Raw genomic sequence first — 14,517 nt, 5'->3', positions numbered from 1 at the left:
GCACGCACAGAAACCTGAAAGGAGTGCGGTCGAGATGGCTCAGCTCATCACGCGCGACGAGGTCCAGAAGAAGATCGACAACGGCGGGGTGACACTCGTCGAGGCCCTGCCCGCCTCCTACTACGAGGAGGCTCACCTGCCCGGTGCCGTCAACCTGCCGCACGACCAGGTGGACGGGCTCGCTCCCGAACTGCTGCCGGACAAGCAGGCGGAGATCATCGTCTACTGCGCCAACTCGCCCTGCCCGAACTCCGGCATCGCGGCCCGACGCCTGACGGAGCTGGGCTACGAGAACGTGTACGACTACGACGACGGCAAGCAGGACTGGATCGCCGCGGGGTTGCCGACGGAGTCCGGTTCGGCGGCCTTCTGACGGGCGGGGCCCGGCGCTGGGCCGGGCGGGGGGAGGTCGCGCAGCCCGGCGCTTACGAGGCGCCTCCCCCAAGCTCTTCGAGCAGGGGGCACCCCCAGCGCCCACCCGTGCCGCCCTGGGGGTCCCCCCAGGCCTTTAAGGCACTGGGGGAGGCACGACTGCCCGCAGCCATTGCGATACTGGGTCGATGGCCGACCTCGACACCAAGTCTGGTGGCTGGCACCCGGACACCCCCGGTGTCCTGCGGCTGCCGTCCGGGCGGCTGGTGCGGGGGCGGGCGTTGCGGCGCCCCCTGCCGGACGGTCCGGTCCCCACGTATGCCGTGTACCTCCTCGGCGAGCGGCCGCCCGAGGTGCCTTGGGAGTCCGACTGGCTGCGGTGGCCCGACTTCCGTCTGCCCAGCAGCCGTCTTGAGGCGCGGCGGCTGTTGGCCGGGGCGTGGAGCCGCGCCGTCGGTGAGCGGGTCGAGGTCGCCTGCGGGGGCGGCCGCGGCCGTACCGGCACCGCGCTGGCCTGTCTCGCCGTGCTGGACGGCGTACCGCCGGGGGAGGCCGTGGAGTTCGTGCGCGCCGCCTACGACCGGCGCGCAGTGGAAACTCCCTGGCAGCGGCGGTACGTACGGCGCTTCACGGCATGAGCCGCACGACTCACCATCCGAGCGTCATCACGACTCACCATCCGAGCGTCATCACGACTCACAATCCGAGCGTCATGATGAGCCGGTCCTCGCCGGCGCCGAAGTAGTCCTTGCGTACGCCCTCGTCGGACGAGAAGCCCAGCGACCGGTACAGCATGATCGCGGCGGCGTTCGCCGGCTCCACCGTCAGCCGGACCTCGCGGACGCTCTCGGCGCGCAGCCGGCGCAGTACCTCCAGCATCAGCCGCCGGCCCAGCCCCCGCCCCCGCTGGTCGCGGGTGACGCCGAGGCTCACTATCCAACTCCGGTACCCGTCCTGTGTGGTGACGAACAGGACGTAGCCGTGCAGGCGCTCCCCGTCGTCCAGGACGAGCAGGCGGTCTCCGTGCAGGTCGAACAACTGGCGGAGGACGAAGTAGGGATACGGGTCATCGGGGAACGCCTCCTCGTCGACACGGACCAGCTCGGGCAGATCCGCCTCCGCGACCCCCCTCATCGTCAGCGGCCGGTCCACGAACGCCCGGTCGCCGAACAGTGCCGGGCCGGTGGGTCCGCCGTGTGAAGGGAAACGTTCCTCTGGAAACGCGGTCATGCCGCCCCCCTGCGGTAAAGGAGTCAGGGTCAAGGGCGCGTTGACACCCGTGCGGGTGGTACGGGTGGGACGCGCAGGGTCTGCCGTTCGGGTGTGTTCGACAGATTTGCGACCATCTTGAGGCGGAACGATCTGGCCGTTCAAGGTCGGATCAGGTCCAATAAGTCATTTGCCCCGATGCGCCCCCGGTGCGCCCCATGCGGCGTAATTGTTCCGCCGCGTTGACGCAAGGGGGATCCGTCGGGTCTCCGGCGTTGGTACCGTTAGGCAATGACCTTGAGATCGCCGGGGGACGCGCCGGGGGACGCCCAGCTGAATGCGGATGTTTCCTGGGCCGCATTCGACCCGATCGCCTACGTTGATCACAATTACCGCGACTTACAGGCAGAGGACGCGGAGATCCTCCACATCGTACGCGATCATTTCGGCGATCATCTGAGAGAGCGCGCCGCCGGGCGGCCGGTCAGGGGCATCGACGTCGGGGCGGGCGCCAACCTCTACCCCGCACTCGCCATGCTGCCCTGGTGCGACGAGATCACGCTCTTCGAGCGTTCGCCCGCCAATGTGCGCTACCTCAAGGGTCAGTTGGGCTCCTACGACGCGAACTGGGACCAGTTCTGGCGCGTCCTGTGCAAGAACGAGGCGTACGCCGCCCTCGACATGGACCCGCGGGCCAAGTTCCGCGAGGTCGTCCGGGTGGAGCCGGGCAACCTCTTCGACCTGGTGGAATACGAGGGACGGTGGTCCATGGGGACCATGTTCTTCGTCGCCGAGTCGATCACCACCTCCCACGAGGAGTTCACTCGGGGCGTCGAGTGCTTCCTGCGCGCCCTCGCCCCCGGCGCGCCCTTCGCCGCCGCCTTCATGGAACATTCCAAGGGTTATCACGCGGGCGAGCATTTCTTCCCGGCGTGCGACGTGGGAGAGTCGGAGGTGTACGCGAGTCTCGAGTCTTTCGCGCACGACTTCAAGACCGTGCGCCTCAAGGCCTCGGCCGCCGTACGGGAGGGCTATTCTGGAATGATCGTCGCTTATGGACGACGGAATTCGGACTCCGACATTCCGACCGGTTGAGGGCCGAATCTTCACAACAGAACAACAGAAGAGGGCACTCATCAAAATGATGGCAGCGCGGCCTGTGTGAGGGGCATGGGGATGCAGATCAAGCCACGCCAGCATCTGCTGGACATCTGGCAGGCTATCGCCCGCCACTCGTTCGACGACGGGGAGTGGGCATGGGGCAAATGGGGCGGGGAAAGCAGCGTCGCCGACGCCGAGCGCCTGCTCTGCCTCCTCTACCCGGCCACGGAGATCCCGGCGTTCCGGCTGGACGACCCGGACACCACACAGGACGACGTGCAGAAGGTGATGCGGAAGGCAGGCGGGCGGCTGGAGATCCCCGCCAACCTCGTCACGGCCGCAGCCCATTTCATGCGCACGCACACCAGCGACGACAAGAGGCCCACGTTCGCCGGCGGCTACTACTTCGTCTCCAGGGACCAGAACCAGGACCTCACCAAGGAACAGCGTGAGCTCGGGGTGGTCGACTCGTACTCGATGTCGATCACCCTCTGCCTGGCGACGCTCGGCTTCCTCAAGGTGTACGAGTCCAAGACCCGCCGCAGCGACGTCCTGGAGACCATCCAGGAGCTGCGGACCGCCACCAACAACCGGCTCACCGCCGCCATGGTGAGCCTGCTGCGCTCGTTCACCGTCAACGTCTTCGACACCGACTCCTCCCAGGGCCGTACGCTCTGCGAACTCCTCGGTCAGGGACGGCTGTCGCAGCGGCACGTGCTCCAGAAGTTCCAGCGCCGCTTCCGGCCGCTGCGCGCCGCCATCGTCGAGAGCTTCACCCTCGGTCTCGACGTCGAGGAGGGCCTCAAGGACGAGAACCAGCTCTTCGAGTGCGGCTGGGGCTGGAGCATCATCAGGGACGCGCCCGAGGTGGACACCGACGAACCGATCGGGGCGCAGCCCGCGGGCGTCGCCAACGCCGTGCCGTACCTCTACTTCACCGTCGTCGCCCTCGACGGCATCCAGGACCTGTTCTCCGACCGCACCCTCACCCTGGGCCTGCTCAACTCCGAACAGCAGCGGCTCGCCGAGGCGTTACGACTGCGCTGGGAGCTCACCCAGCAGTTCTGGTCACGCATCGCTCGCTTCGACAACGACCGCTGGCCCCTGGAGGACATCCCCTGGCGCACCACGGGCCAGAAACTGGAATCGGAGTACTTCTCCCTCTCCGTCGCCGCCATCCTCGTCCACGACCTGATGCGGCGCCGCGCCACCGACGACGACCTGACCCGCACCGTCAGCGTCATGGAACGCCTCGCCGAACGCGGCCGCATCACCAGCCGTATGACGCGTGACGACCCCATCGTCCGGCTGCACAACCCGGGCGTCATCCTGCCGCTGCAGGGCAGCGAGAGCGTCGGTCCGCCCATGCAGTGGATCATGACGGACTTCTCGGCGCAGCTGCTCAAGCGGACCATCCAGCTGGGCACGCTCTCCCGCAACCTCGGCTCGCACGACCGCCTGCTCAGACTCGCCGAGGACATCTTCGGCCACCTGTGGCGGCGCCGCATCCGCGACGGCGAGGGCGTCGGCCTGTGGGACAACGTCCACGCCGCCTACCCCGAATCGCAGGTCTCCGACGGACCGGTGTCCTGGAGCATCACCGAGCGTGTCACCGAGGTGATGGTCCAGGTCCACGAGATGTACAAGCAGCCCCCGATCCGCAGCACCGAACTGACCGAACTCGCCCGGGCGTTGCTCAGCGAGTCCACCCACCTCCTCGGCAACGAACAGATGGAGCCCGCACCGGCCTCCGAAGGCAACCGGGGAATGGAACTCAGGGGCATCGAGGTCAAGTTGCGCCGCGCCCGTCGACTCGTGGACGAACAACCGGGTACCGCCTGTGCGTTGACGCTCGACGTGCTGGGACAGCTCGACGCCCTGGCCCGGGCCCGCGAAGCCGCGAGCCAGGGGGTATGAACCGTGCTCGTCTTCGCGGCCTCCGACAAGGGGGGCACGGGCCGCTCCGTCACCAGCGCCAACCTCGCCTACCACCGGGCGCTGGCCGGGGACGACGTCTGCTACCTCGACTTCGACTTCGGCTCGCCCACCGCGGCGGCCGTCTTCGACGTCACCGCCGCACGCCAGGCCGCTGAGGACCGGGGCCTGCACTCCTATCTGGTGGGCGAGATCGGTGAGCCGGTCCGCATCGACGTCTGGGCCGACACCGAGCACCCGGTGCTGCGCAACCAGCCACCCGGCGCCGGAAGTCTGGTGCTGATGCCCGGCGACCTCGGCGGCGGCGAGTTCGCCACCACCGATGAGAACCTGCGCCGCTGCGTGGACCTCCTGCTCCGGCTCAACAACGAGTTCGACCTGATCATCGTCGACCTCAGCGCCGGCCGCAGCTACGCCGTCGACATGGCCCTGGAGGCCACCTCTCAGCGCGAGATGCGCGGTGTCGACTTCCGCTGGCTCGTCTTCCACCGCTGGACCCGTCAGCATGTGGCGGCCGCGGCGAGCCTGGTCTTCGGCAAGCGCGGCATCGTCCCCGGCGGAGTCGCCCGCGGCCACGACGAGGACGCGCTGCGCAGCGTCATCCGCTTCGTCCGGGCCGCCGTGCCCGATCCCGAATCGGCGCTGTGGTCGCAGGTGTCGGCCACCCAGTCGGCGTGGATGCGCGAGTGCGACCGCGACCTCAAGCAGCTCGCCTCCGCGCACGGCATCGGCTACAGCCAGGTCCTCGGCTCCGTACCGCTGGAGCCCGTCCTGCAATGGCGCGAGCAGCTCATCACCGACGAGGACGTGCTCGACAGTCAGATCGCCAACCGGGAGACCTGGGAGGCACTGAGCGACCTGGCCGGCCGGCTGACCGACGACAAGTACTGGGAGCAGCCGTGACGGAAGCCGTGTTCCGGGAGACCACCGCGGACCCCCGCACCCAGTCCGTGCCGCTGGCCCACCTCTCCCTGGAGCTGGGCCACCTCTACATGGAGGACTTCGAGGCCGGTCCCGAGCGGCTGCGCGAGCACTTCGCCGAGGTGCGGATCTGGGTGGACGCCGCCCGCGCCGCAGCCGCCCGCCGCCTGGGCGGCAAGCGGCCCCGTATCAGCACCTGCTTCCTCATCGACGACTACTTCACCCGTTTCTCCACCCCCGCCGAACTCGTCCCCGTGGTGCTCGACGAGGCCCAGCGGGCCGGCCTGGTCATCGACTATCTGGCCCGCGAGTCGGGCTGCGCGGTCGCCGAGAAGATCGAGCTCGCCGAGTCCGTGATGCACCGCCTCGTAGAGTCACCGCCGCCGGGCAGCTACGGCTCCCGCCCGCCCGTCAGCCAGACCGGCTGGCTCGCCAACGGGCAGCGGACCCCCGGCTCGCGCCACGCCATGGACGAGGTCACCGGCTGGCAGCCGCCCCAGGAGACCGCGGCCCGCAACCACTCCGTGTTCATGGACGTGGAGCTGTGGTCGGAGAAGGACGGACGGCGCCTGTGGTCCTGCCCGTTCCTCGCCGCCGTCTGGCAGCTGGCCCGCCTCGGTCTGCTGCGCCACCTCGGCGAGCCCGTGCTGGTCCCGCGTCCCTGGAACGGCGGCGACTTCCCGTACGACTGGGACCAGCTGCCGCCGCTGATCCAGCTCAACGCCTCCGCGGCGCCCTTCAGCGCGTACCGCACCTGCACGCTGATGGCGAACCGGTTCCTGGCCGTCGAGGACGCCGTCCGGCTCATCCTCGACCAGACGGACATCGACTCCGGCGCGCTCCAGCAGGTCGCCGAGCGCTCCGCCCGCGAAAAGGTCGCGGTGCCGGCGGCCGTCGCGCAGCGCGCCACGTATGTCTTCTACGAGGAGCCCACGGGCGCCCTCTCCCGCGGGGAGACCTGAGATGCGGTCCTTAGGACAGTCGGCGCGCCCGGTCCTCGCCTGCGGCGAGGTGCGCACCGGCCTGCTGCCGTCCTTCCAGGCGCTGGACGGCCGGGCCGCCGCCCAGCTGCTGAGGCTGCGCGCCGACGAACATGTGCGGGTCTCCGAACGGCCCAACCTGTACGCGCTCTCCCCGGACGTCCTCACCGGAGTCGACTGCCGGCTGCCCACCTCGAACGGCGCCAAGGTGCGCGCCGTCGGCACGGTGGCCGCCCGCGCCGTGCTCACCGAGGGCCGCGTCCTTCAGGCCACCGCCTACTTCAGCGCCCCGGCGGCAGGTCCCGACCTGCGCCGCCCCTGGGGCCACTACCTGGTCCGGCCCGGCCTGGTCGAACCCTTCGGCAAGCTCCCCGAACAGGCCGCCGCGGAAGGCGTCCTGCGCGGCGGCGCACGGGGCGAACTGGACCTCGGGATGATCGCCGAGGGCCTGCTCGCCCAGCTCGTGCGTCATCCGCTGCTCGACCACAAGGCACCCTTCAAGTCCCGGCGCACCCATCTGCGCTGGGCCGCACGGCGTGCCCCGGAGGGTGAGAGGGCGTCGCTGGAACGCTTCACCCTGGCCGAGAACGGGCTGCGGACCGTGGAACTGCGGCTTCCGGAGGACACCCCGGTCGCCGCGGCCGCGGGCCTGTGCGAGGACCTGGCCCTGCACGACTGGCTGCTGACGACCGTCGTGCACATGCTGGACAGCAGTCGGCTCGGTGCGGCGGACGGCCCCTCGGCCGTCCTGGCACTGCGCCCGGCCGTCGATCACCTGCTGCATCTGTGGATGCCGCACGCGCACGTGGACCACACGCTGGTTCACCTCTGGGAGGTGCTGGAACGGGAGCCGGGGTTCACTCGCCAGTGGCAGACCCTGGTCCAGCGCATCCGCGACCAACTGGCTGTCCAGGCCATTCCGTTGCTGCACGAGGCGCTGAGTACGAGCACGCGCTGAGCAGCGGCGGCACCTACGACACAAGCGACGGGGGAGACCGACGTGAGCGAAGCATCGACAGGGGACGTCAGGGCAGGGCAGAACGAGGACCAGCCGCGCATACCGAGACTGCTCAAGAAGACACTGCTCGGGCTCTTAGTGGCCGGCGCGTCCTGGGTGCTGACCAGCGTCCTGAACCAGGACAAGAACCAGGTGTGGCAGCTGACCGTGTCCGTCGTCCTCGGCGGCGCGGCACTGATCGTGCAGTACCTCATGGACTTCGAGCAGCGCCTGGAGACCATGGAGGCGAGTCAGAAGCGGCGCATCCGCGAGATGCGGGAGAGCCTGTCCGCGCACCACGAGCAGATGCGCAGGGCGGTCGACGAGAGCTTCGCCAAGATCAATGACGCGACCGAGCTGTTCAGCCAGGTGGACCGTTCGGTGCTGCGCTCCGACGGGGTGACCCGGCTGGCCCGCAAGTACACACAGGTCGGCGAGCACGGTTCGGAGATCGTCAAGACGTTCGCCCAGGAGGAGATCGGCCGGCTCGCCTCACTGATGGAGAGCCTCAGCAACGGCAGCGCGGACTGTCCGGGCGAGAACCACGACTGGCTGATCGACCTCACCACCTGCGCCAAGAAGACGGTGTACGCCACCAGCACCTCGGTGGACCGCGACTTCTGGTTCAGCGAGCCGGCGAACCGGTATCTGAAGGCGCAGGAAAAGGCGATCAAACAGCGGGGCGTCGTGGTACGGCGGTTGTTCCTCGTCAGCAAGCCCGAGGACCGCACCGAGAGCCTTGAGCAACTGTGCGAGCGGCACCGGGAGTTCGGCATCGACGCCCGTATCGCGGTCCGGTCGCTGCTGCCGCCGCCCGCCCAGGTGACGCCCCTCAACGACTTCATCATCTTCGACGGGGAACTCTCCTACGAGACCGAGCCGGACGTCGAGGTGATGCCCGCCAAGACGACGCTGAAGATGACGCGGGACCATGTCTCGGAGCGGATCAACCGCTTCACCATGCTCTGGGAGGCCACCGAGCCCGCCGAGCCGGACCACCAGCCGGAACCGACCGCCGCGTCCGGCTGAACAGGACGCCGCACCTCACACGTCACGGCGGTCGACGGCGACCACCGTGACGACGGCCGTCACGAGCGCCCACGCCGCGAACACGATCCAGCCGCCCGTCACCGTCGTCGGATAGCGCGAAGCCAGGGTGAAGGGGTGGTGCCCGTAGCCGATGTCGACCAGACGGACCCAGGCGTTGAAGGGGAGGGCGTTCCTGACGCAGGCCGTCCAGTGGTAGCGCTCGGTGATGAACGAGGGCAGGAGCAGCAGGACGAACGTGGTGAGCACCATGGTCGTCGCGCTGTGCCGGATCAGCGCGCCCAGACCCATGCCGGCCAGGGCACACACCGGCGCGAGGAGCGCCGACGCCACGACCACGCGCAGCGCGCCGGGGTGGCCGAGCGACACGGCCTTGCCGCGCCCGTCGAGGATGGCCTGGGTGGCGGCGAAGGACATGCCCGCGATGACGGCGCCGTACACCGTCATGACGGCGGTCACGACGGCAACCTTCGCGGTCATCAGCGCACGCCGGTCCGGGACGGCGGCGAAGGTCGTACGGATCAGGCCCGTCGAGTACTCCCCGACGACGGTGATGGCACCGATGCTCGCCGCGGCGAGAAGCAGCATCATGGCGGCGCCCGGGGTGAAGGCGTCGCGCAGCGCCCAGTGGGCGGAGTCGACGCCGGTGACCTCGTTGTAGTCGGTGCGGGCCGCGTTGGCGTTGAAGGCGATGACGGCGAGGGCGGTGGCGCCGAGCGCCCAGTAGGTGGACCGCAGCGAGCGTAGCTTGATCCATTCGGCGGCCAGCAGGTCGGTGAAGCGGGCGCGGGGCAGGGGGAGCACGGTCGCTGATGCGGTCATCGGGGGTCTCCGGCGAGGTACTCGACGCTGTCGGCGGTCAGTTCCATGAAGGCGGCTTCCAGGGAGGCGGCCTGGGTGGACAGCTCCCGCAACAGGACGTGGTGCTCGAAGGCGATCTCACCGATCCGGTCGGAGCCGATCCCGGTGACCTTCAGCGTCTCCTTGTCGTACGGCACCACGGCCGCGCCCTCGGCGGACAGCGCGGAGGCCAGCGCACCGGCATCGGGCGTACGGACGGTCACGGTCGGCGCGGTGCCGCGTGCGGAGAACTCGGCGAGACTCTCGGCGGCGATCAGCTCACCCCGCCCGATGACGATCAACTCGTCGGCGGTGTTCTCCATCTCGGACATGAGGTGACTGGAGACGAGGACGGTACGGCCTTCGGCGGCCAGCTTTCGAAAGAGCTGTCGCACCCACAACACGCCTTCCGGGTCGAGCCCGTTGAGCGGCTCGTCGAAGAGGAGCACCGGCGGATCACCGAGCAGCGCGGTGGCGATCCCGAGCCGCTGCTTCATGCCCAGCGAGTAGCCGCCGACCCGGCGCCCGGCCGCGGCACCGCCGAGCCCCGCCTCGGCGAGTACCTCGTCCACCCGACGTGCCGGGATGCGGTTGCTGCGGGCCAGCGCCCGCAGATGCGCCCGGGCGGACCGCCCGCCGTGCACGTCACCGGCGTCCAGGAGGGCACCGACGTGATGCAGCCCGCGCGGATGCCGGCGGAAGGAGTGCCCGCTGATGGTGGCGGTACCGGAGGTGGGCTCGATGAGGCCGAGGAGCATCCGCAGGGTGGTGGTCTTGCCGGCGCCGTTGGGTCCGAGGAAGCCGGTGACATGGCCGGGGCGGACGGTGAAGGACAGTTCGCGGACGGCGGTTTTGTCGCCGTAGCGCTTGGTGAGTTGGTTGACTTCGATCACGGGGACCACGGTGGCGCGGGCGGCGGTCGTGGGGCATCGCGCCGCCGCTGACATTCCCTCGGACCGGTGTCGACCGTGGTTGTACGTCCCCGGGCCGATGCCCGCCGCCGGGCTCCGTGCCTACGATCGCGGCATGCACATCACTCCGTCCCTGCCCCTGCTCAAGCGTGTGCCGCCGGGGGCGTGGATCGCGCTCGTATGGTGTGCGAGCACGCTCTTCACGCTGCTGACACGGGTCAGACTGCCGGGTGAGCTGGGGCCCGAGGAATGGCCCGCCGCTCAGCTCTACCGCTGGGACGGCCTGACGATCACCGTGCTGTCCACCGTCCTCGCGCTGTACGGCGGTCGCCTGCTGGTCCGCAGACCGCTCAGGGCCTTGGCCCTGCTGATCCTGGCCTCGGTCTTCGAGACGACCAACCTGGCGGCGGGCGGGATCCCGATGGCGCAGTACCTCGCGGCCATGCTGGCGCTGTACTTCATCGCGGCGACTCGTCCGCGCCGTACCGCGGCCACCGCACTGGTGATGGCACTCGGCACGCTCGTCGTGTACGAGGCCACGCGGCTGCTGCGCGGATGGGGGGTCGGCACATCGGCGGAACTGGCCGTGGCGCTGGTCACCGCGATCGCCTGGCTGCTCGGCAACTCCGCGCACCAGGCCCGGGTGCATGCCGAGCGGATGAGCGCGCAGACGGCCGCCCAGGCCGTGACCGCCGAACGGCTGCGCATAGCCCGCGAGATGCATGACACGGTCGCCCACAGCATCGGCATCATCGCCCTCCAGGCGGGCGCGGCGGCCCGTGTGGCGACGACCCAGCCGGAGGCGGCACGCGAGGCGATGCGGGCGGTGGAGACTACGGGCCGGGAGACGCTGGCGGGGCTGCGGCGGATGCTGGTGGCGCTGCGGGCGGCGGACGCGGGGGACGGGAACGGGAACGCCGCGGAAGCCGAGGTGCGGCCCGCCGCCAGCCTGGAGGACGTCGACCGGCTGGCCGAGGCCACGACGGCGGCCGGGGTACGCGTCGAGGTACGGCGCGTGGGCACGCCCCGCCAACTTCCCCCGGACATCGACCTGTCGGCGTTCCGCATCATCCAGGAGTCGGTCACCAACGTCGTACGGCACTCGGGTACGCACGCCTGCCGGGTGACCGTGGACTACGGCGACGATGAGCTGGCCCTGGAGGTGACGGACGACGGCCGGGGCCACGGCACGTCGACGGACACGGGCTTCGGCCTGGCGGGCATGAGGGAACGGGTCGCGCTCCTGCACGGCGAGTTCAGCGCCGCACCGCGCCCCGAGGGCGGTTTCCGGGTCGCGGCCCGCCTGCCGGTGCCGGCGGGTGTCCGATGACCGTACGCGTGGTCCTCGCCGACGACCAGCAGCTGATCCGCACGGCGCTGCGCATGGTGATGGCGGACATCGAGGACGTGGAGGTGGTGGGGGAGGCGGCCACGGGCGTGGAGGCGGTGGCGCTGACGGAGGAACTGACCCCGGACGTGGTGGTGATGGACATCCGGATGCCGGGGATGGACGGGATAGAGGCGACGCGCCGCATCACGGAGGGCCCGTCCGAGACGCGGATCGTGGTCCTGACGACCTTCGACGACGACGATTACGTGTACGGGGCGCTGCGGGCGGGCGCGTCCGGCTTCCTGGTGAAGGACATGGCGCTGGACGACATCATCGGCGCGGTACGGGTGGTGGCGGCGGGCGATGCGCTGATCGCGCCGAGCGTCACGCGCCGCTTGATCCAGGACTTCACGGCCCGCCCGGAACCGGCCCGGGGCCGCCGCGAGCTGACGGGCATCACGGACCGCGAGCGAGAAGTCCTGGCCCTGGTCGGCACGGGCCTATCCAACACGGAGATAGCCGCCGAGCTGTGCATCAGCGTGGCGACGGCGAAGACGTACATGACCCGCCTGCTGACCAAGCTGGACGCCAGGGACCGGGTCCAGCTGGTGATCATGGCGTACGAGGCGGGGCTGGTGTCGGTGACCAGGTTTTCCCCGTGACCGCTCGGTGGCTCTGACGGAGAGGGTTCGCCAACCGAGCGTCTTCGCCGGCATCAGCCACACGGAGTGCCTGAGGGTGGTCCGCGCGGCCGCGTCGATCAGTTCGTCATGCCTACGGCATCGCGAATCAGGTCTGCGACGGCCTTGGGCTGGGAGACGGTGACGGCGTGCGAGGCGCCCTTCAGCTCGACGATCCTCGCCCCGGCCCGCTTGGCGCCGAAGCGTTCCACCTCGGGGTTGATCGCCTGGTCCGCGCCGGCGACGAGCGCCCACGAAGGCTTTGTCTTCCAGGCTGCCGCGGCGGCGGCCTCTGTGAACGCCGAGGCGGCGAGTGGGCGCTGACAGGCGGCCAAGACCTTGACGACGGAAGGAGAGACGTCGGCGGCGAACACGCAGGGAAAGGCTTCCTCGGCGATGCTGACCTCGGTGGCAGGTTCACCGCCTTCGACCGGATAAGTCCATTTCTTGAGGTTGTTGACCAGCGGAGTGGCGGGGAATCGGCCTTGGAGCTCGCCGAGGCTCTCGCCCTCTTCGAGGACGTAGGCCGCGATGTAGACCAGTCCGACGACGTTCTCCGTGGTGCCCGCCACGGTGATGAGCGCACCGCCGTAGGAGTGGCCCACCAGGACGACCGGACCGTCGATCTGAGACGCCACAGATGCCACGTAGGCGGCGTCGGACGCGAGGCCGCGCAGCGGGTTCGCGAGTGCGCGGACCGCGATGCCGTGGCGCTGGAGTTCGTCGATGACTCCGAGCCAGCTCGACACGTCGGCGAAGGCGCCGTGGACAAGGATGACAGTGGTGGGTGAAGTGAGCATGCGACGGCTCTTTCTTCTGTTCACTCCGCTTTCGGGGCGGCGCGCAGGGTGGTGGTGGCCACGGTGATCGAGGTTGGCATATCAGCCTTCTGCCGAGGCCGAGATCTGCCGCTCGCTGGGGGACACGCCATAGGCCTGGCGGAAGATCCGGCTGAAGTGGGAGGGGCTGGCGAAGCCCCAGCTTTGCGCCACCGCAGCCACCGTGCGCCTGCGGTTCGAAAGTCGGCCGAGGTCATGGCGGCAGGACTCGAGTCTCCGCTTCCGTACCCACGTGCTCACCGTGGCGCCCTCGTTCTGAAACAGCTTGTGCAGGTAGCGAACCGATATGTGGTGTGCGCGAGCGATCGATTCCGGCGACATATCAGGATCCATCAGATTCTCTTCGATGTATTCCCGTATGCGCGTCAGCATCTCGCCGCCGCCTTCCGAGGGTTCGGTCCGGTATGGCTGGAGGAGTTCCTCCACAAGCAGGGCGACAAGGTCCACAGCGTTGAGGGCGATCTGTCTTCCGCCTATCGACCGGCAGAGAGCTTCCTCGCCGATCAGCGCAGCCAGAAATTTGGAGACCAACGCCGGGATGCCGCCGGCTCCGCTCACCTGAACGTCTGCCAGGTAGAGCACCTCATCCTTCGTGATCTGCAGGTAAGAACAAGGAATGCGGAAGTACACGAATTCGTCGCTGCGCAGCAGGTGTTCGGGGCGCAGGGCGTCGAGCAGGACGAGGTCGCCGACCCTCGCAGAGGCCTGTGCGCCCGCAGTCGGGGGCATCTTTGGCTCGGATGATTTGAGTCCCAGGTACAAGCATGCGCCATCCCCTCGCTGCGACACCCAAGGCAGGGTTCTGCAGTGCCCGGAATCAACACCATGGGCGGTTTCGCTTGTGTGTTCGTTCGTACCATTCGGGATGCGCGATATGACCGGCATGGTCATGGCGAGCTCCTAGTCGTGCGTCGTTCGGTGAGTTCAAGTGGAACCTGCGCCTATCACGGAATCTGCGGAAGGGCGCCGAGGGCCGCATCCGAAGCTTCGGGCGGGCAGGATTTTGTCCACTACTACGTCAAAATGGCGTCGCGGCCGATCTGTATTGTCGGCGCGTCAAATCGAGAAAGAATCTCACAGGTGCAGTGGTCGTAGCGCGGCGGAACCCGGCGCGGAACGGAAATATACCGCGGACGAATTCATGGAACATCCGCTCACCGGCCGAGCCTGCCGACGCAACCCCTGATCCGAGTGGTGGCGCCGTCGCCCCCGCTCTCCCGATATGTCAGCCGCGTTCCGTGGTTCGTCGTCAGTACGCCCATGGCCCCGTCCCTCCGCCCGGCCTTGCGGCGAACCTTGTTCAGCCGCATCGGCAACCGCAATGCGATGAGAAGCCGACGTCATGGTCAGCTCCT

The 14,517-nt window shown here is 69.1% G+C and carries 15 protein-coding genes; 10 read left to right on the top strand and 5 right to left on the bottom strand.

Annotated features, from left to right (window positions below; all coding sequences use genetic code 11):
• Positions 1-34 precede the first annotated feature (34 nt).
• Both Q2K21_RS28960 and Q2K21_RS28955 read left to right on the top strand, forming a co-directional pair.
• A complete protein-coding gene (locus tag Q2K21_RS28960) occupies positions 35-373 on the top strand; it encodes a rhodanese-like domain-containing protein (protein ID WP_310776642.1) in 339 nt (112 codons plus the stop codon).
• Between the two features lie 187 nt (positions 374-560).
• Positions 561-1,010: a phosphatase domain-containing protein gene (locus Q2K21_RS28955; protein WP_310776639.1), complete on the top strand. Its 450-nt coding sequence runs from the start codon at positions 561-563 to the stop codon at positions 1,008-1,010.
• A 58-nt stretch (positions 1,011-1,068) separates the two neighbouring features.
• On the opposite strand, the gene Q2K21_RS28950 is transcribed toward Q2K21_RS28955, so the two are convergent.
• Positions 1,069-1,602 carry a GNAT family N-acetyltransferase gene (locus Q2K21_RS28950; protein ID WP_310776637.1) on the bottom strand — a complete coding sequence of 178 codons (534 nt, stop codon included), beginning with the start codon at positions 1,600-1,602 and terminating at the stop codon, positions 1,069-1,071.
• Positions 1,603-1,872: 270 nt separating this feature from the next.
• Between Q2K21_RS28950 and Q2K21_RS28945 the strand changes: the two genes are divergently transcribed.
• The 6 genes from Q2K21_RS28945 to Q2K21_RS28920 all read left to right on the top strand — a co-directional run bounded on the left by Q2K21_RS28945 (position 1,873) and on the right by Q2K21_RS28920 (position 8,544).
• Complete coding sequence (locus Q2K21_RS28945; protein ID WP_310776634.1) at positions 1,873-2,676, top strand: SCO2525 family SAM-dependent methyltransferase; 804 nt, start codon at positions 1,873-1,875, stop codon at positions 2,674-2,676.
• An 81-nt stretch (positions 2,677-2,757) separates the two neighbouring features.
• Positions 2,758-4,599, top strand: coding sequence for an SCO2524 family protein (locus tag Q2K21_RS28940; RefSeq protein WP_310776631.1), 1,842 nt, complete (start codon positions 2,758-2,760; stop codon positions 4,597-4,599).
• Between the two features lie 3 nt (positions 4,600-4,602).
• Positions 4,603-5,520, top strand: coding sequence for an SCO2523 family variant P-loop protein (locus tag Q2K21_RS28935; protein WP_310776628.1), 918 nt, complete (start codon positions 4,603-4,605; stop codon positions 5,518-5,520).
• Positions 5,517-6,500, top strand: coding sequence for an SCO2522 family protein (locus Q2K21_RS28930; protein WP_310776626.1), 984 nt, complete (start codon positions 5,517-5,519; stop codon positions 6,498-6,500). The genes Q2K21_RS28935 and Q2K21_RS28930 overlap by 4 nt, the downstream gene beginning before the upstream one ends.
• A 1-nt stretch (position 6,501) precedes the next feature.
• Complete coding sequence (locus Q2K21_RS28925; RefSeq protein ID WP_310776623.1) at positions 6,502-7,476, top strand: SCO2521 family protein; 975 nt, start codon at positions 6,502-6,504, stop codon at positions 7,474-7,476.
• 42 nt (positions 7,477-7,518) lie between these two features.
• Positions 7,519-8,544: a DUF6879 family protein gene (locus Q2K21_RS28920; protein WP_310776621.1), complete on the top strand. Its 1,026-nt coding sequence runs from the start codon at positions 7,519-7,521 to the stop codon at positions 8,542-8,544.
• Between the two features lie 15 nt (positions 8,545-8,559).
• Here Q2K21_RS28920 and Q2K21_RS28915 read toward each other — a convergent pair whose 3' ends face one another.
• Positions 8,560-9,384 carry an ABC transporter permease gene (locus Q2K21_RS28915; RefSeq protein ID WP_310776618.1) on the bottom strand — a complete coding sequence of 275 codons (825 nt, stop codon included), beginning with the start codon at positions 9,382-9,384 and terminating at the stop codon, positions 8,560-8,562.
• Positions 9,381-10,295 carry an ABC transporter ATP-binding protein gene (locus tag Q2K21_RS28910; RefSeq protein WP_310776616.1) on the bottom strand — a complete coding sequence of 305 codons (915 nt, stop codon included), beginning with the start codon at positions 10,293-10,295 and terminating at the stop codon, positions 9,381-9,383. The genes Q2K21_RS28915 and Q2K21_RS28910 overlap by 4 nt, the downstream gene beginning before the upstream one ends.
• Before the next feature lie 133 nt (positions 10,296-10,428).
• On the opposite strand from Q2K21_RS28910, the gene Q2K21_RS28905 reads away from it, so the two are divergent.
• Positions 10,429-11,643, top strand: a complete 1,215-nt coding sequence (locus Q2K21_RS28905) for a sensor histidine kinase (RefSeq protein ID WP_310776614.1) — start codon at positions 10,429-10,431, stop codon at positions 11,641-11,643.
• On the top strand, positions 11,640-12,305 hold the full coding sequence (locus Q2K21_RS28900) for a response regulator transcription factor (protein WP_310776612.1): 666 nt from the start codon (positions 11,640-11,642) through the stop codon (positions 12,303-12,305). Before Q2K21_RS28905 ends, Q2K21_RS28900 begins: the two co-directional genes overlap by 4 nt.
• A 98-nt stretch (positions 12,306-12,403) precedes the next feature.
• On the opposite strand, the gene Q2K21_RS28895 is transcribed toward Q2K21_RS28900, so the two are convergent.
• Positions 12,404-13,123 (bottom strand): alpha/beta hydrolase, encoded by a 720-nt coding sequence (locus Q2K21_RS28895; RefSeq protein WP_310776610.1) that lies wholly within the window; start codon positions 13,121-13,123, stop codon positions 12,404-12,406.
• An 81-nt stretch (positions 13,124-13,204) separates the two neighbouring features.
• Positions 13,205-14,053: a helix-turn-helix transcriptional regulator gene (locus Q2K21_RS28890; protein WP_310776608.1), complete on the bottom strand. Its 849-nt coding sequence runs from the start codon at positions 14,051-14,053 to the stop codon at positions 13,205-13,207.
• Between the last annotated feature and the right edge of the window lie 464 nt (positions 14,054-14,517).

Source organism: Streptomyces sp. CGMCC 4.7035, assembly GCF_031583065.1.
Classification (GTDB): Bacteria; Actinomycetota; Actinomycetes; order Streptomycetales; family Streptomycetaceae; genus Streptomyces; species Streptomyces yaanensis.
Note: the sequence above shows the minus strand (reverse complement) of the source record. Positions and strands in the feature narration are given on the sequence as shown.

Excerpts from the sequence above, each read along its gene's own strand:
- Q2K21_RS28960 (WP_310776642.1), top strand. The coding sequence starts at position 35 with ATGGCTCAGCTCATCACGCGCGACGAGGTCCAGAAGAAGATCGACAAC.
- Q2K21_RS28955 (WP_310776639.1), top strand. The coding sequence starts at position 561 with ATGGCCGACCTCGACACCAAGTCTGGTGGCTGGCACCCGGACACCCCC.
- Q2K21_RS28950 (WP_310776637.1), bottom strand. The coding sequence starts at position 1,602 with ATGACCGCGTTTCCAGAGGAACGTTTCCCTTCACACGGCGGACCCACC.
- Q2K21_RS28945 (WP_310776634.1), top strand. The coding sequence starts at position 1,873 with ATGACCTTGAGATCGCCGGGGGACGCGCCGGGGGACGCCCAGCTGAAT.
- Q2K21_RS28940 (WP_310776631.1), top strand. The coding sequence starts at position 2,758 with ATGCAGATCAAGCCACGCCAGCATCTGCTGGACATCTGGCAGGCTATC.
- Q2K21_RS28925 (WP_310776623.1), top strand. The coding sequence starts at position 6,502 with ATGCGGTCCTTAGGACAGTCGGCGCGCCCGGTCCTCGCCTGCGGCGAG.
- Q2K21_RS28915 (WP_310776618.1), bottom strand. The coding sequence starts at position 9,384 with ATGACCGCATCAGCGACCGTGCTCCCCCTGCCCCGCGCCCGCTTCACC.
- Q2K21_RS28905 (WP_310776614.1), top strand. The coding sequence starts at position 10,429 with ATGCACATCACTCCGTCCCTGCCCCTGCTCAAGCGTGTGCCGCCGGGG.
- Q2K21_RS28900 (WP_310776612.1), top strand. The coding sequence starts at position 11,640 with ATGACCGTACGCGTGGTCCTCGCCGACGACCAGCAGCTGATCCGCACG.
- Q2K21_RS28895 (WP_310776610.1), bottom strand. The coding sequence starts at position 13,123 with ATGCTCACTTCACCCACCACTGTCATCCTTGTCCACGGCGCCTTCGCC.
- Q2K21_RS28890 (WP_310776608.1), bottom strand. The coding sequence starts at position 14,053 with ATGACCATGCCGGTCATATCGCGCATCCCGAATGGTACGAACGAACAC.